We start from the raw sequence: 20866 nt of genomic DNA, 5'->3' as shown, positions 1-20866 counted from the left end.
ACGCCGAACCCGTAAGGATTGCGAGTCGGCGAAACATGAGCGTGCAGGATGCTCGCTCGGGATGTTTTTGACTTCACACGGTCCAAGGAGGGACGTGCGTGGGAATGTTATCGCGTAAGGTTTTGCTGACATCGCTGGCATGGATGCTGGTTGTCGTGACGCAATCATCGGCTGCCTGGGCAACCGGTGCTATCCTCATCAATTTCACCTCTGACCGTTGTCCGCCCTGCCAAGCAATGAAGCCGGTTCTGGCTGGGCTAGAGCGGGTGGGTGTGCCCGTTCGACACGTGAACGTCGAATCGGAATTGGCAGTTGCAAGTCGCTACGGCATTCGCAAAACACCAACGTTCGTTGTCATCTCGGGTGGAAAAGAAGTCACCCGCCTCGTTGGGATGCAAACCGCCCAGCAATTGCAGGAAGCGTTGCAAACCGACCCGTCCGGGCCGATCTATCAAACCAATTCGGAAATGTCAGGACTCGCTGACATTCCGGCGCCGAAAACTCGATTGGCGCCTATCAGTCAGCCTCAGAATCTACGACCCACGTTCCAGGATCGCGGTTCAAATTCGTCGTCGCATCAATTTACTTCGGCGGCCAACACACCTTCGTCAAATGCTTCGGCGGCCGATTCATCGGCCCAAGGCAATGTATCCGAACCGATGCCCAGCGTATCGCTTGCGTCGGCCATCGAACGTGCGGAAGCAGCAACGGTTCGCCTGCGTGTTCATGATGGACGCGGCTATGGTGCGGGAACCGGAACCATCATCGACACACATGGCGACGAAGCATTGGTGCTGACCTGCGGCCACCTGTTTCGCGAAACCAAAGGCGATGGCAAGATCGAAGTCGACTTGTTCATCGGCGGGCAGACACGAACCGTCGAAGGTCACGTGCTCGATTATGACGCTGATGATCGCGATATTGCGCTGGTTACGATACGTCCCGGTTTCCCCGTTCAACCGATTCCCGTGATTCAGGCCGGCGAAGTTCCTCGTACTGGACAATCGGTGTTTTCGTTCGGCTGTGATCGAGGCGACGATCCTTCTCGTCGCGACACTCGAATCACTGGCGTGAACAAATACAATCAGCATCTAGGATCGTCGAATATCGAGATCGGTGATGCTCCCATTGATGGTCGCAGCGGTGGCGGTTTGTTCGACGACCGAGGTTTCTTGATCGGCGTTTGTAACGCAGCCGACTACCAAAACGACGTTGGTATTTATGCCGGTCCCGGCAACATCCAATGGCAACTCGATCGGGTTGGTTTAGCCAAACTGTATCAGCGTGGGGGAACCGCGACCCAGGAAATCGCCCAGGTCAGCCAGCAATTCGATTCTCCTTCGCTTTCGATGGAGCCTCCGGCGGAACGATTGGCGGCACTTCCGGGTGCAAGAACTACGATGCCAACCGAGACGTCGGATCAGGAAGTAATCGTGATTGTTCGTGACCGACGAAATCCTGCTGCGACGTCTCGCGTGATGACTCTTCAGCAGCCAACGGATGATTTGATGAATATGATCGAGCAACACGCGCGATGATCACGCGGCAGCTAGAATGAACGACTCCTACGTTTCGTTCCTCTGCCTTTCGAGATCTCATGAATCGACTCAATCGCTTGAAGCCCGTCTTGTGCGGGCTTTTTTTATTGGCTGTTAGCAACGTCGCCTTGGCTCAAGCCACTGCTGCGAAAGTAACCGCGGATGGAGCCACGCTGAAGAAAGTCGCGTCGGGCCTTATGTTTACCGAAGGACCAGCGGCCGATGATCAGGGCAATGTGTACTTCACTGACCAACCCAATGATCAGATTCTGTTTTATGACTTTGCCGCCGACAAAGTTCAAACTTGGTTGCAACCCTGCGGTCGCAGCAACGGCCTTTACTTTGGATCGCAACCCCGGGCTCGATTGATCGCGTGTGCTGATGAAAAGAATGAGTTATGGTCGATCGACCTCGACACAAAAGAACATGAGGTTCTGGCGAAAGGCTTTGAAGGACGTGACATGAGCGGTCCCAATGATTGTTGGGTAGACCGGGACGGTTCGATCTATTTCACAGATCCGCTTTACCAACGACCTTATTGGACAAAGAAGTTTCCTGATAACCACCCTCGCAGCGTTTTTCGTGTTACCAGCGATGGCAATGTTACTCGCGTGGCATCCGACCTAACTCAGCCCAACGGAATTATCGGTGATGCCAAGCGTCGTCAGTTGTACGTTGCTGACATCGATGCCAAAACGGTCTACCGCTACTCGATTGCCGAAGACGGTTCTCTGAATGACAAAAAAGTGTTTTGCAAAATGGGAAGTGATGGGTTGACGATCGACGAACAACGGAATGTTTACTTGACCAACAACGAGGGCGTGACGGTGTTCAATTCCGAAGGCGAGAAAGTTCAAACGATTGATGTGCCTGAGGGTTGGACTGCTAACGTCACATTCGCGGGGTCTCAGAAGAAACATCTATTCATCACGGCATCGAAATCGGCGTACGTGATCGAGATGAACGTCGCTGGTTTATGACGGTAACGCTTCCATCACGTTGAATGTCGATGGCGGTAGTGATTCGCAAGCAAGGATAAGCTCAGAAACCACTGAGCACCAAAGACCAGCGGTGCAGCGTTCCCCATCATCGGCATGACCATGCCGACGATCAAGAACGCTGCCCCGAGTATTGCGGAGGCTCCCCAAACGTGACCGCTCATGGCCAAAAAACCGAAGCCGCTGAGTGTTGACGTGAGAGGGAAAACGGATGAGATGGGAATGACGTTCGTTAGCGTCAAAGCATTGATCGCGAACAGCGATCCCATGTAGCCGAGCCAGATGGAATAGACCGGTCTTTCAGCCACCGTACGTGGTGTCAGTCGTCCACCTTTGGCACGATAGATGACGAGCGCGATGGCGGTAAACATTGCGACTCGAGGGATCCAAAAAGAAATCGACCGAGGAAAGTTCCACGCGTTGAGCGAAAAGATGGCGCAGTGGGCAACGAAAATGATGCCACCAATGATCGCCAGCGAACGGCTCCAGTTGACGAAGAAACTTTGGTGCTGATCACGTCTCAATTCCCGAGCGACTTGACCAAACACACCACTTTCATCGGCGGCTACGGGATTGCCATCGAGAAAGTCTTGTAGATCATCGGCCATCGCATCCGCGGTAGCGTAGCGATCGGTCGCATCCTTGCTAATTGCTTTGAGGCAAATGTTTTCGAGCGACGCTGGCAGTTCTTTGGCTAGGCTTCGAGGTGGTGTGGGTTCGTCTTGCAGTACGCTTCGCAAGACCTCCGCTGCCGATGCGCCGGCATGAGGTGGTTGGCCCGTGAAAAGTGCATACAGAATCGCGCCGAGTGAGTAGACGTCACTTTGCGTCGTGATTTGTGCTCGGCCGGATGCCTGTTCGGGACTCATGTAGTGCGGCGTGCCGAGCACTTGTCCGGTGCGAGTGAGCAAGGTGCCGTCTTGGTGCCATTTCGCCAAACCGAAATCAGTAAGCAGCGGTTGGCCATTCTCGGACAGCAATATATTGTCGGGCTTCAAGTCGCGGTGCAGGATTCCAGCACGATGCGCGAATCCAACCGCCCGAGCAATATCGATCATCAATCGCACGGACTGGTCAACTGTGTAGGGAGTGTTGTTGATCGCCTGCTGTAATGTTGGTCCTTCCACCAACGCCATCGAAAAGTATTCGTAACCCTGCCACGATCCAATTTCATGGATGGCCACGATACCGGGATGCTGCAGCTTGGCAGCGGCTTCGGCCTCGATACGAAAGCGGCGACGTTCCTCGCGACTAGCCAACACTCCACTACTAATCAGCTTTAGCGCGACCGGTCGACCAAGTCCAGCTTGGTGCGCTCGATAGACGACGCCCATGCCGCCGCGCGCAATCTCGGACTCGATGGAATAGGTGCCGATCGTTTGACCGATCAAAGACTCGCCCCAAGAATCAGCGAGATCGACGGATGACGGGCCGCCGAGCCAGTGATGGTTCCGGAAGAACGTCCGCAAGTCGTCAGCGAATTGAGGGTATTGCTGGATGTACTGAGCCGGATCGGGGCTTTCACCAGCGTCGATCCGCTCTAGATATTCCGCCATAACGGTCTCAAAGTCGAACGGTTCGGCGTCGTCGGTGTGAAATTTCATGCGGAAAGTATAGCCGGGAAGACGATGGTTCAATGATGGACGTAGGCTGCCCCTAAGATGCCGATCGCTGGGGCATTGAGGTCGGAACTAGCAACGAAATCCGGCGTTTTTATCAAAAGAAGCGCTCTGCGATGGTCGTGCTGGGCTCTCGATAAGTGGTAACGATGTTCCGCCGGTCGCGAATCGGCGACAATCAAGGCTTGCCAGTGTTTACCACCCTGTTCGCGTGTTCCGGTTCCATTGGGTTGCTTTCGTGGAAGTTCTATTTGCCATCGCTGTGGGTTGGTTCTTTGTCACGGTTCTCGGCCATGGCACCTGGGTGTTAATCGCGGCGATCTTGCGGGTGATCTTCGGGGCATCCGATCGTAACATCCAGCGGTCGGATTCACTGCTGACTGATCCGATCGCGTTCCAACGCGTCGTTGAGCGGTTGCGGGATGCGGGTGAAATTAGCACGGACCAGGCCGGCGACCTTCATCAAAAGGCTCGCCTGCTGAACCGCCCACCGGTTCATTCAACGGACACATCTCCGTTTACCAAACCACTCGTCGCCAACGTAGAAACGGTAGTTCGTAAATCGGCGGTTGATGAACCGGAATTCATCATGGCCGCATTGGTCGAACCAGAAGAAGATTCCCCTCGTGAATCAACGGCGTCTGTTTTGTCGAAGGGCGAGATAATCACCTCGTTCTTGGCAGCGAAGAATATTCGGTGGGGTGAATTGATTGCGGGCATGTTGATTGTTATCTCGTCCATCGGCCTCGTGATTAGTTTGTGGAGTCCGTTGCTGAAAACACACCGCGTCGCCCCGTCATTGATCTTCTTAACCGCCAACGCGTTTATCTTCGCGGCCGGCTTTTACACACTGACAAGGTGGCGACTGCGACACACTTCTCGCGCGATACTCATTATCGCGACCATGTTGGTACCGCTCAGCGTGCTGGCGGGATTGGCTGCCGCGATCAGTGGTGGTAGTTCACTCGCTGATTCGGTCAGGTTGAATGATCCGGTCACTCTAGCCGCACTTGCCATGGCGACCGGGGTTTATGGTTGGTTGTTGACGAAGGCTGGCAGAGCCTTGGTCGGTCGCGGTGGAGCCTACTCGTTCATGGCAAGCGTTGCCGGTCCAGTACTACTACTTCCTCTTTTTCCCACGGCGATTCGATGGCTGGGGAGTGATGCCGGCTACTTGGTAGCGCTGTCTGCGTTGTCGACGTTGTTTGCATGGAACGCGTACGGCCACCATCGTCTGCGGCACAAAGCAAGGCTGTTGATGCAAGGACAAGCGGTAAGCCGGAACCAGTTGATTTTGCTCGCCGTCAATCTGTTCGCAAACTTCGTGATGGTGGGGTACTTCGCGTTCATCCGTCGCGACGAAGTGTCGGCGTATTGGCCGATGTTATTGGGGGCATTGCCTGCGGTTTTGGTATCCGCTGCCGCAGCGATTCGGATTGCGGTCATGTCTCGCCATTCAGGACATGCCTTTGCCGCACGAGTTGCGGGCGTTCTGCTGGTTGGTTGTGCACTAGCGCCGTTGCCGGTGTTCTGCGGAGTTGGCGGATGGGTGACAGAAGGTTGGTTGCTGACCTACGCGATCGTGTTCGCGGTAAGTTGCGGAGTCATCGGATATCAATACAAGCAATCAGCGTGGTGGGCCCTGGCGACGGCACCGCTGGGGTTGGCAACGCTATGGACGTGGCCAACTTGGATGGGATACGACAATGCGCAGGCTGCCAGTGCTCTCGTTCGGCTTGCTAGTGGACCAGCTTTGTTGGCAGCGGTTGTCTGTACCGCAGTTGTGTATGTTGTGACTCGCGTCATGCGTGATCGAGCGATGCGTATGCCAATGGACGTTGCTTTACGATGTTGGATCGGCGTTTGCGTCCTGATCTCAGCGGGCTTGTCAGTCTTATCATCGGATTGGCTGGGGCTATGTCCATTTGCTTTGCCGGTGGCGGTGTTGGCGCTATGCGCGATGGCAATCCAAAGCAACATGATTCGTTGGCGATTGCCAAACGAACCGATCGCATCCGGACTGACTGGTCTTGCCGTGCTCGCTTGGCATCGACCACTGGTTTTCGCTTGGCACGACGGCGTCTTTAACGTTTCGGTAAGCGATGTTGTGACTTGGATGCAGGCCAGTGTGACGTTTGCAACCGTATCAGCCGGTGTCGCAATCTTCACTGCGTGGAAACAAGGTTGGGCAATCCGGTCGCACTCAATGAAGGTCTGGCAGTCATGTGCGATCTCGGGTTGCACATTGTCGTCGCTGTTGGCTTGGTTTGCATTTGATCAACACGTTGCCCAAAGCTGTGTCGTTTGGGCAATCGCAGCAGTTTTGCTGTTGGCTTTCGCGATCATGTTTCGGAGTTTTCAGACGCTGCTTGTTTCCCAGGCAATCACGATGGCGATGGGACTGCGCTGTTTGCATCACTACTGGCACGACCCAATGTTTGGGCAAATCGCTTGGGACAGCGGTGAAGCGGTTTGGACTTGGATCGGCGTAATCGCTGTTTTCTCAACAGCGTGGATGTTGATCGAAGCCAGCATCAAGCGTTGGCAACAACAAATGATTCATTACACGTCTCTGGCTACATGGCTAGGACGTTTTGCGTGCGCAGGACTGATGTTTTCAGTCGCAGTGTTGTGGTCAGAATTGATGGCGGAAAGTTTTGGTCACGCGATTCAATATCCGTTTGTGCTTCGGCTAGTAGTGGCGTTCGCGTTTGCGGGAGTGTTCGCCTGGTCGTGTATGGAACGTGAACGCACAAGAGAACCAGTGCGGTTGATTTCGACATCGCAACGTGTCGTTGTCGCAACGTTTTTCGTCTGGCTGACCGGATGGGCGGCCGTGGTATCAGGGCTGGCCGCCTCAGGTCATCTGTTTGACGGATTGTCGTTGCTAGGTTTTACGGGCGTGGTCGGTTGGGCCGTTCTATGCGTGCGACATGACAAAGACGGCGGTTCGTTGTGGAAGGCTTCGCTGCCAATAGGTCTATGGACCGTTGCCGCGTCATTCATCGCGATTTCGCTACCGGATTTGATCGTCGCTCGTTGGGTGGGCTGGGCCAGTCTAATCGTTGGCGGGTGTTGGATCGCGTGGATGCAACGCAGGCAATCCTCAGTTGGGCATTGTTTGTGCCTGCGAGGATTGGGTTGGGTGGTCGTCGTCGTGGGGGCTCTGTGGGTGAGTGACTTGATGGACTCGATTAATATTGAGTCATGGGATCGGACCATTCAAATCATGTGGGTGATGGCCTGGGTGATGGCATGGGTAATGGCGTGGCGCTATAGGGGCGCAAGTCGTTCCGCCAACGAGGGTCGATTTCAGAGCACCCCCGCGACCGAATTCTCGGCTGTCGTGATGTTCGTCTTAGCAACCGAGTTTCTGCTTTCGTTGTTCTCCGGCAGCAACGAGTACCCTCAAGCCGCATTTGATCCTGGACTTTGGACGCGCTGCTTGGCCTACATCATGTTAGCGGGCGTCTTTGTGCTCGGTACTTGGCGAAATCGCGAGACGCAGCCGACCGTCTCGAAGATGCACTTGGGGCTTGGATTGGGCACTCTAGTTTTGGTCGCAGGTTTGGCCGCGATGCAGGTGAGCCTGCTGTGGGATGCAACCACCGTTCAACGCGGAGCGGTCGCTGCCATGACGATGGGAGGTGTGATGGGATTGTTGGGGCTACAGTTCCCTGCGATGCATCGTGCAGTAACGCGAAAAGGATGGGTGGGCGAGTCCGAAACGAGCTTCAAATCCGGAGATGTGATAATTGGAATGTCGTCGCTTGTGGCAATCGCGATTATGGTCTGGTTCGCGAGCGTCTTGGTGCACTTGGGTGCGGTGGTGTCGTTAGGCCCCGCGATGATCCTTACGTCGCTTTCATTGTCGCCTATCGCTTTGGGCGTAGGAGTAGTGGCAGAGTGGTCCAATAGTGATCGCGGTCGAACGACAGCGATTGGAGTAGGGCTTGCGATGGTGGGAATGTTGGCATCGGTAACGCTGGCCCCAACCGAGCTTCCCTGGTTAGTGGGAACGATGCGATGGTGGGTTGCTTCTATCATCAGCATTCTTTTCTTATGGACCTTGATGCCTCGGCTCATTGGCAAGCGAATTGCTGAGCGTTGGAAAGTGGCGACCCACCGTGGATTGATTGTCGCAAGCGTTGCTGCTATCGCATCCTTGGCAGCGATGTTTGTGTTCGAATTTGCTGCTCGCGGAAGTGGTGCAGTCGATTCACTTTCGCTCGTTCACAAATTGGGTGTTGCAGTCACTATCGCGGCAGTGAGTTTCTACGCCGCTTGGGTCGCAATTACCGCGGGACCTCGAGGAAGGCAAACTGTTGACGATTCGGAGCTTAGCCTTGCGTGGAGTCTTAGCGATTCAACTCGCAGTGCCTTGATCATTGCCTCGCAAGTCTTGATGGGACTTGTCTGTTTGCATCTGACCCTCTGCAAGGCTCAATGGGCATTGCTGGGGCTTCGTCACTATTGGCCATTCACGGTGATGGTCGTCGCCGCACTGTCCATTGGGGCAACACAATGGTTGCGACGATCAGGTGATGAAGCATTGGCGAAAACTCTCAAGCAAACCTCGCTGTACTTACCGATGGTTCCCGTGATTGGTTTCTGGCTTGGCGGTTGGGCATCGCCCGAGTCATGGGTGATAACGGGCAGCGTCATACGCTACGAGTGGGTGTTAGTCATCGCGGCGGCTTACTACATGGCGACGTCCGTGATTTGGCAGTCGGATATCGCTCGCATCGTGTCCATTGTTCTTGGCAACTCAGCGTTGTGGGTGGTGCTAGCCCAATTGCCGGGTTGGGGGTTCTTAGCGTATCCCCAGTTATGGTTGATTCCGCCAGCAGTTTGCGTATTGGTTCTGACTCACTTCTATGGTGGTCGCCTCGACCCAAGCTTGGTGTCAGGGATACGCTATGCAGCAACGCTAGTGATTTACATCAGCAGTTCAGCCGATGTGATGTTCGATTCGCTAGGCCAAAGCTTGGCTGCCCCGATGGTCTTAATCCTTCTTGCCATCGCAGGGATGCTGATGGGAGTGATCCTGCGGGTACGCCCGTTCTTGTATCTGGGCGCGATCTTTGTTCTCGTGGGAGTCACCAGCATGGTGTGGCACGCGGGTAGATCGTTCGATGCCGTTTGGCCCTGGTGGGTATTCGGCATCAGTTGCGGCATCGCCATTTTGGGATGCCTCACCGCGTTAGAGAAAAATAAGATCAAGCTTCGCGCTTATGCGAAACAATTGGCCTCTTGGCAGTGAGTCGACGGATCGCTTCACTGCACGCTCGTTTTAAGATAGGTGGTTAGATCAATCAGGCATGGCAACAACTTCGTGACCAGCACGAGTCGAAAGGTCTTGCCAGAGTTCGCGATCGATCGAATCGGTGAAGAAGCGGACGGAACCATCGAGGATGCCCACCATCACACCGCCGGTGTGGTAGGACCGCGAGGTCACCGCAGCGTAGGTTCTCGGTACAGGAGCAGTTGCGGTTTTGCCTTCCCGGAAATTGGTGAAGTCCACGTCGTACTCAATACCACCGACTTCGCAGAGCACCTTGGTGTTCGGGGTGAAGGTGGTTGTGAATCCGGATTGATGAACTCGACCGTCGACCCACTCGGTGTGGCCGGTATCCGTTTTGAAAGAGCCTGCCAAAGTGCAAACATCTTCGGCGACCTCTGGCATGATAACGTCTCCCGTATTTCCGGCGTCCCGATAGTAGGGGTTCCATGCTTTGACTTCGGACATTGCAAGCGTGTTGCTAAGACCGTCTAAACAATCTCGGAAACGGCGACCTTTCCAAGCCGTGAACATGCCTTCGCCAATCTTGTCGTCCAAAGAATTGTCGGGATCAACCGGATCATAAACGAACCAAATGCCGGCGTTGTAAGCGTAGGTAAGTGGGTAATGTTCGGCGCCGTTATCACCGGCACGCTGTTCGTCCAAGATTTCGCTGGGACATAGATACGTGGGCACGCGGTAGGCCGATACCGGCAAGGTGTGGCCGTTCACGGTGATCGTCGCCGCACCATAGCCAGCGGCGAAATCAATCGCATTGTCCAACGCCGAGTTTTCTAGGTAAGGCAGGATCCGAGCTTGCAGTGACCAACCATCGCCCGTCATCGCGGGTTTCGACCATGCCGGCGGAAGTTCCTTCATCACCGATTCGTAATTGTGAATCGCCAGAACGACCTGTTTCATGTTGTTCGAGCAGCTCATTCGGCGAGCGGCTTCGCGAGCGGCCTGAACAGCCGGGAGCAACAGGCCGACCAAAATACCGATGATCGCAATCACGACCAATAGCTCAACGAGCGTGAAACCAGACGAAACAGACTTCTTTGTCATCTCAAACGTGCCAATAAAATGGGGAATCGTATTGGCTGGCTTGCTTGCGAGAACGCTGGCTGGCTTGCCTGGAGTGAACTCTCTAATGAGAATCACTTGCAACAAGCAATGTTGTACATTGACTTAGTGAACACTGCAACGATGGATGTCAAAAAACCAGTGTTTGAGAGAGCATGAAATGCTTGGGGGACCCATTCAGGCTAACCAAACACGAAAGGTTTTCCCCACTACGGAGGGTCGAGCCACGCAACGACCGCTTTGCGGTTGGATTCGAACGCCATATCGTTCAATTCCGATTGACCAGGTCGGCACCAGTGGTAGGACTCTAGTTCAGTCCTATCGAGTTCGATTTGGTAAGGTGTCGCGACTCGGCAAACATAGAACAGATCAATCACCGGGATCGCGACACCCTTGTATCGATAGATATTGGGAAATGATGCCAAGTAGTCGAACGAAATAACATCCAACGCCGTTTCTTCGTGGACCTCTCTTTTCAAAGCGTCCTCAATGGATTCGTTGTGATCTACGAAACCGCCGGGCAATCCCCATTTCCCAAGTCCAGGGTTTTTAGCTCGCCGAACCAATAGCAGTTCGTCGCTGTCGTTGACCACAAGGCCGCCGACTGCTCCCACTGGACCGAAAAATTGGGTGTAGTCACAAGACGGACAGCGAAACGGTACCGCGCCAATTTTGGAGCTGGCGCTGCCACATCGCGGGCAAAAGCGATAAACGTCTTGAATAGGTAGGTCAATCATCACTTTAAGATGACCGATGTTCGCGTCGATTGCCAGCTTGCTTGGCTTTGCGGGAAAATATAGACCCTGGTGACCATCCATCGTCCTGAGACGAGATGCCGACTACAATCCGCGACCAACTAGGCCGCCTGAATCATTGAACTACGGACGATCACGAAACTGACATGACCCGACAACTTCTCGTAACGAGCGCCCTGCCCTACGCCAACGGCCCTATCCACATTGGTCACTTGGTCGAGTACATCCAAACCGATATCTGGGTTCGTTTCCAGAAGCTGGTCGGCAACCGTTGTCTGTACGTTTGCGCCGATGATACCCATGGCACCGCGATCATGATTCGTGCTCGCAAAGAAGGACGAAGCGAAGAAGAAGTCATCGCCGATATGAGTTCCGCTCACCAGCGAGACTTTGCTGATTTCGGCATCGAGTTTGATAACTATGGAAGCACTCATAGCGATGCCAACCGAGAGTTGTGTGCTCGATTCTGGCAATCCCTCCGATCAGCCGACCTTGTCACCGAGCGACCGGTTGAACAATTGTTCGACCCCGAAGCTCAGACGTTTCTTGCTGATCGTTTCGTCCGAGGCACGTGTCCGCACTGTGGATTGACAGATCAGGCAGGTGACAACTGCAACAACGGGCATACCTATAGTCCGACCGAGTTGATTGAACCCAAAAGCACGCTCAGCGGAGCGACGCCGGTGCTGCGGGAATCAACGCACTTGTTTGTCCAGCTTGAAAAGCTGCATGCGTTCTTGGCCGACTGGGTCGACTCGAGCGATGCACTGCAAAGCGAAATTGCAAACTACTTAAAAGGGCACTTCCTTTCGGATGAATTGCGTGATTGGGATATCAGCCGTCCGGCTCCTTACTTTGGGTTTGAAATTCCTGACTCTCCTGGCAATTACTGGTACGTATGGTTCGACGCGCCGATTGGCTACGTCGCAAGCACAAAACAGTGGTGCGAAGCCAACAACGAAGAACTGTCCGATTGGTGGAACAGCGACCAGACTGAAGTTCACCATTTCATCGGTAAGGACATCACCTACTTCCACACTCTCTTCTGGCCCGGCATGCTTAAGACGGCTGGTTTTTCGCTGCCAACGAAGGTTCACATTCACGGCTTCCTGACGATTAATGGCGGGAAGATGTCAAAGAGCACGGGGACTTTCGTTTCCGCCGAGACGTATCTTAAGCACACCAACCCTACGTACTTGCGTTACTTCTACGCCACGAAGCTGACTCCTCGCGTCGAGGACTTGGACTTGGGTCTTGATGAGTTTGTCGAGAAGGTCAACAGTGACCTCGTCGGCAAAGTGGTCAACTTGGCCAGCCGCGTTGGAAAGTTCGCGCACTCAACGGGATTGAGCGACACCTATCCGGACGATGGTGGCCTGTTCAAAAACGCCGCCACAGCAGGCGACAAGATTGCGGAAGCCTACGAAGCGTGTGATTACTCGCGTGCGATGCGTTTGATCATGGAGCTTGCCGATGCGGCCAACCCGTTTGTTGAACATGCCAAGCCATGGGAAATGAAGAAAGACGAAGCACGCCAGGACGAGCTTCGCGATGTTTGCACCGTAGCGTTGAATTTGTTTCGGCAACTGGCCATTTACTTGGCTCCCGTTCTACCCGAACTTGCCAAACAATGTGGCGAACTGTTGGGCGAGACGATCGTGTCCTGGGACCAGAGCAAAACGCCGATTGTCGGAACGCCCGTTGGGAAATTTCAACGCATGTTAGACCGAGTTCAAAAAGAGGATTTAGAAAAGATGATTGAAGATAGCAAAGCCGAAGCCGAAGAATCGCCCGCCGATGCGATCGCAGCGAAGTACAACGATTCAGATCAACCTCTGAAGGACGAGCCGATGTCCGAAGAGATCACGATTGATGATTTCGTGAAGGTGGACTTGCGAGTCGCTCGCGTGCTAAATGCCGAGCATGTTCCGGAGGCCAACAAGTTGCTGAAGTTGACTCTTAGTCTTGGTGGCGACGAACGTCGCCAAGTGTTCGCGGGAATCAAAGCCGCATATGAGCCGGAGGATTTGATCGGTCGACTGGTAGTGATGGTGGCTAATCTGAAGCCACGGAAAATGCGGTTTGGTTTGAGCGAAGGTATGGTCACGGCAGCCGGTCCCGGTGGGGCGGAAGTGTTCGTATTGGCCATTGACGACGGGGCAAAGCCAGGGCAGCGGGTTCACTGATGTTCTCATAAAACAGGCGTCCCCATTGGTGCGGCGTCGAGTTAATATGAGTCGACCGCTACCCTTTCGCTGTATCCGTGTCACTGTTGAGTTCTGTCACTGTTCGCGTTTTGGAATCCATTGTGCCGATTCGTCGATTTCGCCGCTATCTACTCGATCGCCTAGTGCTGCGACCATCGAGGCATTTCCTTGATTCGGGTGACCAGCGGCCCATCACTTTCAAAACATCTGCGGGCCGTACGCAGGCCTTTGAGCGATGCATCGGCGATCAAGCGCGAACACCAGATGTTGTCGTTGTAAAGTTCCCCGGTACTGCCGGCCGCGCCGAACGCGCCAGTTCGTTCCCACTCTCACTCGTGCGTTCGTTTCAAGATTCGCTTAGCGGCAAAGTGATCACTTGGAATCCACCGGGCTATGGCAACAGCGAAGGCAAGGCGAGCCTTACCGAAATGGTTGCGGCGGCGTCGGACATGCTCGAGCAAGTCATTGAAAACGAGTTGACAGACGAAACAGTTCTTTGGTTGTGTGGCAACAGTCTCGGGTGCAATACGGCGCTTCATCTTGCATCGGACCCCAGGACAGCCCGTCGAGTTGATGGCTTGGTTTTGCGGAATCCTCCGCCATTGGTTCCGGTCATCAAACACGTTGCATCAGATTATTTGCTCGGGCGATGGATATATCCAGTAGCTGATAGTGTGATTCCGCAAATGAACGCGCATTGGACTGCCCCGCAAGTACGTGCACCTGCGGTGTTTCTTAAATCCGAACTCGACTCTCTCGTCCTACCTGAACTGCAACAAATGATTATCGATGATTACGGCGGTGATTTTCGATTGGTCAGCCTGGACGGACTCGATCATGACGGAATTCCTACTGAGGATCATGAGCGTCAGATCGAAGTGGCATTGGCGTGGTTGTGGCAGCAATCACACGTTTTGGTTGCGAAGTGATGAGCCAGCGTTCTGACTGTGTCGTGCGACCTGCCGGATCAAGGGATGTTCATGCCATCGCCGAAATTTACAATCACTACATTCATGTCGGAGGATCTACGTTTGACAACTCGCCATGGTCGCCCGTTCAAGCTCAAAGCCTTTTAGATGGCGATCCGGGGGCACACTGGTGCGTCGCGACGATCGACGATGCCCTGGTCGGTTGGGCTTCGGCCAAGCGATTCAGCGCTCGGTTTGGGTATCGGTTCTCGCTTGAATCGGCCGTCTACGTGCATCCAAAATCCATCAGTCGCGGAATCGGGACACAACTGATGCACTCACTTCATCAAGCGTGCTGCGACGCTGAGGTGCATCATCTGATGGCTCGCATCATTGCCGACAATCAATCCAGCATCGCCTTTCATCAATCGCTCGGATTCGAAATTATCGGAGTTCAAAAAGAGGTCGGACGCATGAACGACGAATGGATTGACGTCGTGTTATTGCAAAAGTTGCTGTGATCGGCTGAGGGAGGCAGCGAGGCAATCGATTAGAAAGCGACCCAGTTCACCAAGCTAATCAAAATCGGCGGGGCTTACCCCAAGCCTTGTCGTGATCAGCGTCTTACTGTGATCAGCGTCTTGCTTAGATCAGCGTCTCACTGAGATCCGCGAGCCTCACGCAACATGTCTTCTAATTCTCGCATCACCAGCGAAGAAGGTAATGCATAGCTAACCACTCTTCCGGCGCGAGCGATGTTGATCCCAATTACGTTGCCGTCGGTGTCCAGCAGCGGGCCACCGCATTCATCCGGATCCAGAACTGTGTCGTGTTGGATCACACGTTCGAAGCCATTAAGTCTGACGTTTCGAGGTCCGTTGACTCGCGAGTCGTTCTCGGACTCACGTAGAACACCGAGGTCGTGAATCTTGGCATCCATTTCCAAGGTTTGCAGTCCCGTCAATTCCGTGCTTCGTTCAATCGTCAATCGCACGTTTTCACCCGGGAACATTTCTTTTAGCTTCGATATCACGCTGTTGGCACTGGACTCACGACGTCCGTTAATCGCAATGATCAGATCGCCTGGGACAATTCCGGCTGATTCGGCACCACTGTTGGGAATGACATCGCGAACAATCGGGCGGCCTTGGTCGTTGTTCCGCAACCGAACTCCCAAAATAGCGTCTTTCTCAATTCGGCGAGCCGGAACCCCTAATACTCCTATTCCGATGGGGCGCCCCGTTCGACCGGTGCTAACTAGAAAGCTGGCGATCAGTGGCGTCGTATCAGTAAAAGTAATGGCCTGAAGCGAGATGTTGGCATCGACTCGCAAGAGTGCTAGATCATTCTGACGCCGAACCGCGGCCACTCGCGCCGGATACATTCGGTTGTCGGACAAGCGAACGCGAATGGGGTCATTGCTCAACTCACTTCGCTTGGTCAACAGGTAGCCATCCGACGAAACGATCGTCGCCAACGCGACCGGACGACCTCCGCTAAGCACCTGAGCGACCGATGACTTCACCGACTCGGCGACCGGTGTGAACAGACGCGTCATCGTGGCATTATCACGACGTTCGTCGGCGGACACCCCGTCGAAAAGGACGAAGATGGAAGCGATGCTAAGCACTTGGGCAAGTGCGAGTGGCCGAATGAAAATCATGGGCGTCAGAACAGGATGAGTGCTTAGAAAGAAAACAGTTAAACGGTGAGCGTTAATCGGCTCGGCCAATTTCAACAACGACACGAATGCTCCTGCCTTCACGCCGGAGCCAAATCGGAACTCTTTCACCAGGCATTGTATTAGATACCGCTGATTTTAGCGCCTCGAAATTAGTGATGCCAGTTTCGCCAAACTGATTGATTTCATCACCAGGAACAATGCCTGCTTCTTCTGCTGGCGACCCTGGTTTGACAATATCAACGACCGCACGTGGACCCGAAGAACTGCCAGTAACGCCCAATACGGGACGAAATCCCGGTAAGTATCCGTACGCCTCGCCCGCTCGCATCCGATCCCACGACGTGCCATAGAAGTCGACCGGCACATGAAGATTTTCTGAGACGTCGTTCCCGATTCGACTGTGCACCGCGATCAGCCGACCAGCAATGTCGAATAGCGGTCCACCACTATCACCACCAATCAACGCGCAATCGGTTTCAATGGCACCCAAACGAGTCCGCAAAATACGACCGACGCGGGCCACCGGTCCGCGAGACGGATCGTATCCACCCGGATGTCCCGTTGCGATGCACCACATTCCGGGCGTCAAGTTCTTGCTGGTGCCCAATGTCGCGTGAGGCCATGGCCGACCGTTGTTTTGGTTGGGCTCAATTTTCATCAAGCCCGCATCGACATTACGATTCATCCCCAACGTTCGCGCCACGACGGTTCGTCCATTGGAGAGCGTGACCTGAGCGTTTTTGCCTGGTCGCATCGCGACGTGTGCTGCGGTCAATACATATCCGCTCTCGGTAATGATCACACCGCAACCTTGCGCAGGGCCAATTTGGACGCTTACGGTGCAAGCAGATCCTCGCGTGGCAACGAATTGATTTTGTCGTTCGAGCAACTTGAGTTGTTTGATGGAGCTAGGCTCACCGCCATTTTCCAGCAGGTCCTTCAAGTCGGCTGGTACTGGTACTTCAGTTCCAGCGGACGTCGACGCCGCCTTCGATGTAACCTCATTCGATGTTTGCAATCGTGGGCTGAACTCGCCCGACGGAAGCGGACTCCCGTATTCCAAGGACGCAATTCCTGGTTGCGGAGTTGCCTCGACGGGAAACTGAGCACTAACCCATGGTGCGAGCAAAACGATCACCAAAACGGTCAAAATCGCTCGTCCGGGTTGGACGCTTGCTGCATGATGGCTTGCGTTGATCAAGGTCGAATATGGCAAGTTGGCACTCATGCGAAGGTTTGGTTGAAGCGTATGAACGGTCGGCAAGCGATATCGGTTGCCTTATTTTTGCGTTCCCTCGTCGCAAGGCAATTGGTGGACAGGCCTCGGTAACCGTCACTTTCTAGGGAAAAACCGTAGTCCGTACTATAAAAGGTGTCTGGTCCACACATTGTAACCCGCTGGCATCAGATTGGAAAAAACGGACACTCTGGCCACCGGTGGCGTCAAAATACGCACAGTAGGAAACTGGGGGGATCACTGGGGATGTCCGATCTCTGGCATTTTGATCTGATAGAGCTCTGAAAGAACTTTGGCAGCCGCCTTCGACGTGGGTCTTTGTGCATCCGCCCCGCGATCATCAGTCCGACTTGATTGGTTAGCTTGAAAGCGGCTCCGTTCGGTTATTGGGCCCGACTCGACGCAACTTGCCGACGCAACACGGTTCAACGCGACGCAACACGGTTCAACACGGTGCGACACGGTGCGACAGTTCACGCAGTGCAACCCAGTGCGTCATCCTTTAGACGAAGAGAACATGGTCATTCGAACGCTCATTGTAGGTTATGGCTATCTGGGCCAGCGAGTCGCCAAATTATGTCGAGACCAAGGCGATCATGTATTTGCAACCACGCGTTCCACCGACAAGTTTGAGGCCATCGCGGACGCCGGTCACATCCCCGTGAAGTTGGACTGGAACATCGCGAGCGATTGCAGGAATCTGCCAACCGTTGATCGTATCTTGATCGCAGTCAGTTATGACCGCGGATCTAATGTCGATCGCGAAACGTCCATGGTCGTCGGACTCTCGCGATTGCTTCGCTACGTGCCCGCAACGACCAGCCTGTGTTACATCAGCACTACGGGCGTGTATCACCAAGGTGGCGGCCAATGGGTCGATGAAAGCTCACCGACGCGACCCCAGCGCGATGGCGGAAAGGCTCATCTAAGAGCAGAGTCATTGTTAAGAGATCGCCGTACACGGTCAGGCAAAGCTGGGCGTTACGTGATTCTTCGTTTATCGGGTATCTATGGACCAGGGCGAATTCCTCGTGCCGCCGATGTTCGTGCCGGACACCCAATCGCTTCGCCTTCGGAAGGATACTTGAACTTGATTCACGTCGACGATGCTGCTCTAGCCGTGCGATCGGGATGGCGATACGCAGAGACATGCGACACCGGCGACTCTAAAACGTTTGTGGTCAGCGATGATTGTCCTGTGGTACGAAGTGAATTCTACGAAGCGATCGCTCACTATTATCACGCTCCCCCACCAAAATTTATTCAACCTAGCGACGATGCGCCGGTGCGATTTCGATCTGAATCTAACAAACGCATCTGGAATCGTCGTATGAAACGCGACCTTGTGAGCAGCCTGACATATCCGACCTACCGTGAGGGGCTCATCGATGTGTTGGCGAGGACTGTGTTGACGGGGACTTAGTTACGGCTTGGAAATTCAAGACAATTTGGAATTCGAGATAACCGGCTGCACCTCTAGTAGCGGATCGGACACCTCACACGATCGAGTAATTCACTTGGACACGAACTCCGCACTTTTAGGGGGGAGCGGTACGATGTATCGAATCAATTGCGATCTTTCAAAGATTCATCTGAGAGCCTCCTCGGTCAGCGATCGGGTCCGCATTAGCAAGGTGTTGACACGGAATCGTGTAAAAAACGTTGTATTGCTGTGAATTCTGCCCTGTTCAAGAATCAGCACTGGGAATCTACAATTTTGCTATCTCTTCTCGACTCAAAACTACGCTTATCATGCTCGCTCGCAAACCGATCTTTCCCGGCATCATCGAACTCAACTTCCAGGCGGGCGAGGTGCTCGGTTGCAACGTCTATTTGGTACACGATGCCGATGAATGGGTGCTTATCGATATTGGCTACGAAGAAACCGTCGAGGACTATATCGAAGTCATCCGTCAAATAGATTTTCCACTTTCGCGTTGCAAGACTCTTGTCGCCACCCATGCCGACGTCGACCACATCCAAGGGCTCGCGAAGGCAAAGCAGCTTCTTAAGACAACCGTGACTTCGCACCCCAACGCAGTCCGCCCGCTTGAGGAAGGCGACACCTTGGTCACGCTCGCTGAGATCGAAGCCCAGAATCTGAAGATGGCGATGCCGAAGGTTAAGATTGACCATCAGGTCAATGACGGCGACATCATTAAAGTCGGCGAGCTTGAAATCGAGGTTTGGCACACACCTGGACATACCGATAGCCAACTTGCCTTTCGGATTGGTGACGTTCTTCTCAGCGGCGACAACATCTACCGAGACGGTTGCATCGGCGCGATCGACGCCCACCATGGCAGCGATATTAAAGCATTCGTGAAATCACTCGAACGAATCCGTGACAGTGATGTCAAATGGCTTGCCCCCAGCCATGGTCCTATGTTCAAGAACGATAGCGACTTCATGAACAAAACGATTGATCGTGTTCGTGGATATCTGAAGATGGCCGACTTCGGAACGCTTGCGGACAGTTGGCCGCTAATGGATGAATGGGATGACGAGGTAGCTGAAGGAAAGCTGCCCGACGGCCTGGGTGTGACTACTTAAGAAAACTTCAGTCAACAGCCGCTGCGTTTGGTTCAGCTCACCGTCCCGCAAATGCAGCGTACAGACCAATCGGCGGTGATGCGTTGACCCCGTGCGTTACGTTTCTTCGACAAAGCTCTTTAGTCGAAGCAGTGCGTCATCCCACTGTTTCGCGATGCCGTCAAGTGAAGCCTGAAGTTCTTTGACCGGGTTAGGATCGTAACGAAACAAGTTTTCACGTCCTTGTTTGACTCCGTGCACCATTCCGACATCCTCGAGAACGTGTAGGTGCTTGCGAACTGCTTGCCGAGTCAACGACGTGTTTTCAGCAAGTGTCGTTACGGATTGCGGTTCACCTTGCGATAGCGTTAACAGCAGCGATAGACGCGTGGTGTCTCCTAAAGCGGCAAAAAGTGGAGCCTGTTCGGGAAGGCTATGTTGCAAGGTGCTAGGCATGAGTTTCTACGTACTGAGCGATGTTTTGAATCTGGGCCGACCAACCGCCATCGTTCATTCGAAAAGCTTCGTCTTTCCGGGATGCCGGTAACGCATCAAACCCAGATTCGGTAACCGTTACACGGGTTCCTGCGTTCTTCGGCTCTAGGCGAAATTCCACCAGGGTTGGCGTTTCGTTCGAGTAATCCACGTCGGTTTCGACCGCGTAAGGATGCCAGCGAAACGCGAAGTAGCTCGTCGGTTCAATGGCGGTGGTGATCACTTCCATGCGTACATGTTCATAACCAGGGTACGTGATCTGGCCTGCGGTCGTTTGGCCAACCCGAAAGGGGCTCTCCAAGTTTACGCGGAACCATTGGCTAAATTGGACATGGTCGGTTATCGCCGTCCACACCCGTTGAACCGGAGCGGCAATTTGGATTTCCTTTTCGATTCGATCGGTGTTGGCGTTCATTTTCTCACCAGGGTGAAGCGTGCTGGATGTGCAACATTGTGGTTGCATGTTAGTCCCGCAAATCTTATTCTGTCAAACGCAAAAGTTTTAGAGCGATGTCGATTTCGCTCCTTC

At 53.9% G+C, this 20866-nt stretch carries 15 protein-coding genes; 8 read left to right on the top strand and 7 right to left on the bottom strand.

What is annotated here, in order from left to right; genetic code table 11:
* Positions 1-104: 104 nt before the first annotated feature.
* Together Pla22_RS23785 and Pla22_RS23780 are read left to right on the top strand one after the other, a co-directional pair.
* On the top strand, positions 105-1538 hold the full coding sequence (locus Pla22_RS23785) for a trypsin-like peptidase domain-containing protein (RefSeq protein ID WP_146517412.1): 1434 nt from the start codon (positions 105-107) through the stop codon (positions 1536-1538).
* 59 nt (positions 1539-1597) lie between these two features.
* Positions 1598-2518: an SMP-30/gluconolactonase/LRE family protein gene (locus Pla22_RS23780; RefSeq protein WP_242632296.1), complete on the top strand. Its 921-nt coding sequence runs from the start codon at positions 1598-1600 to the stop codon at positions 2516-2518.
* 14 nt (positions 2519-2532) lie between these two features.
* Here the strand turns inward: Pla22_RS23780 and Pla22_RS23775 are convergent, their stop codons facing one another.
* On the bottom strand, positions 2533-4140 hold the full coding sequence (locus tag Pla22_RS23775) for a serine/threonine protein kinase (RefSeq protein ID WP_146517313.1): 1608 nt from the start codon (positions 4138-4140) through the stop codon (positions 2533-2535).
* A 253-nt stretch (positions 4141-4393) separates the two neighbouring features.
* Between Pla22_RS23775 and Pla22_RS23770 the strand changes: the two genes are divergently transcribed.
* On the top strand, positions 4394-9418 hold the full coding sequence (locus Pla22_RS23770; RefSeq protein WP_146517312.1) for a hypothetical protein: 5025 nt from the start codon (positions 4394-4396) through the stop codon (positions 9416-9418).
* 48 nt (positions 9419-9466) lie between these two features.
* Here the strand turns inward: Pla22_RS23770 and Pla22_RS23765 are convergent, their stop codons facing one another.
* A complete protein-coding gene (locus Pla22_RS23765) occupies positions 9467-10501 on the bottom strand; it encodes a DUF1559 domain-containing protein (RefSeq protein WP_146517311.1) in 1035 nt (344 codons plus the stop codon).
* 227 nt (positions 10502-10728) lie between these two features.
* Positions 10729-11256: an NUDIX hydrolase gene (locus Pla22_RS23760; RefSeq protein ID WP_146517310.1), complete on the bottom strand. Its 528-nt coding sequence runs from the start codon at positions 11254-11256 to the stop codon at positions 10729-10731.
* Positions 11257-11420: 164 nt separating this feature from the next.
* On the opposite strand from Pla22_RS23760, the gene metG reads away from it, so the two are divergent.
* The 3 genes from metG to Pla22_RS23745 all read left to right on the top strand — a co-directional run bounded on the left by metG (position 11421) and on the right by Pla22_RS23745 (position 14910).
* The gene (gene metG, locus Pla22_RS23755; RefSeq protein ID WP_146517309.1) at positions 11421-13460 is read left to right on the top strand and encodes a methionine--tRNA ligase; all 2040 of its coding nucleotides are present in this window, start codon (positions 11421-11423) and stop codon (positions 13458-13460) included.
* Between the two features lie 86 nt (positions 13461-13546).
* Complete coding sequence (locus Pla22_RS23750; protein ID WP_165440812.1) at positions 13547-14410, top strand: alpha/beta hydrolase; 864 nt, start codon at positions 13547-13549, stop codon at positions 14408-14410.
* Entirely contained in the window at positions 14410-14910 is a 501-nt protein-coding gene (locus Pla22_RS23745; RefSeq protein WP_146517307.1) for a GNAT family N-acetyltransferase, read from the top strand. Before Pla22_RS23750 ends, Pla22_RS23745 begins: the two co-directional genes overlap by 1 nt.
* A gap of 137 nt (positions 14911-15047) precedes the next feature.
* Here the strand turns inward: Pla22_RS23745 and Pla22_RS23740 are convergent, their stop codons facing one another.
* Both Pla22_RS23740 and Pla22_RS23735 read right to left on the bottom strand, forming a co-directional pair.
* Entirely contained in the window at positions 15048-16136 is a 1089-nt protein-coding gene (locus Pla22_RS23740) for a PDZ domain-containing protein (protein ID WP_242632295.1), read from the bottom strand.
* The gene (locus tag Pla22_RS23735) at positions 16105-17301 is read right to left on the bottom strand and encodes a S1C family serine protease (RefSeq protein WP_146517306.1); all 1197 of its coding nucleotides are present in this window, start codon (positions 17299-17301) and stop codon (positions 16105-16107) included. The genes Pla22_RS23740 and Pla22_RS23735 overlap by 32 nt, the downstream gene beginning before the upstream one ends.
* A 472-nt stretch (positions 17302-17773) precedes the next feature.
* Here Pla22_RS23735 and Pla22_RS23730 point away from each other — a divergent pair, with 472 nt between their 5' ends.
* On the top strand, positions 17774-18733 hold the full coding sequence (locus Pla22_RS23730) for an NAD-dependent epimerase/dehydratase family protein (protein WP_242632294.1): 960 nt from the start codon (positions 17774-17776) through the stop codon (positions 18731-18733).
* A 329-nt stretch (positions 18734-19062) separates the two neighbouring features.
* Positions 19063-19863: an MBL fold metallo-hydrolase gene (locus Pla22_RS23725; protein ID WP_146517305.1), complete on the top strand. Its 801-nt coding sequence runs from the start codon at positions 19063-19065 to the stop codon at positions 19861-19863.
* 96 nt (positions 19864-19959) lie between these two features.
* Here the strand turns inward: Pla22_RS23725 and Pla22_RS23720 are convergent, their stop codons facing one another.
* Together Pla22_RS23720 and Pla22_RS23715 are read right to left on the bottom strand one after the other, a co-directional pair.
* Positions 19960-20298 (bottom strand): ArsR/SmtB family transcription factor, encoded by a 339-nt coding sequence (locus tag Pla22_RS23720; protein WP_146517304.1) that lies wholly within the window; start codon positions 20296-20298, stop codon positions 19960-19962.
* Complete coding sequence (locus Pla22_RS23715) at positions 20291-20752, bottom strand: SRPBCC family protein (protein ID WP_146517303.1); 462 nt, start codon at positions 20750-20752, stop codon at positions 20291-20293. The genes Pla22_RS23720 and Pla22_RS23715 overlap by 8 nt, the downstream gene beginning before the upstream one ends.
* Between the last annotated feature and the right edge of the window lie 114 nt (positions 20753-20866).

Origin of the sequence: Rubripirellula amarantea (assembly GCF_007859865.1) — a bacterium.
Classification (GTDB): Bacteria; Planctomycetota; Planctomycetia; order Pirellulales; family Pirellulaceae; genus Rubripirellula; species Rubripirellula amarantea.
This window is presented reverse-complemented; position numbering and strand designations above follow the sequence as displayed.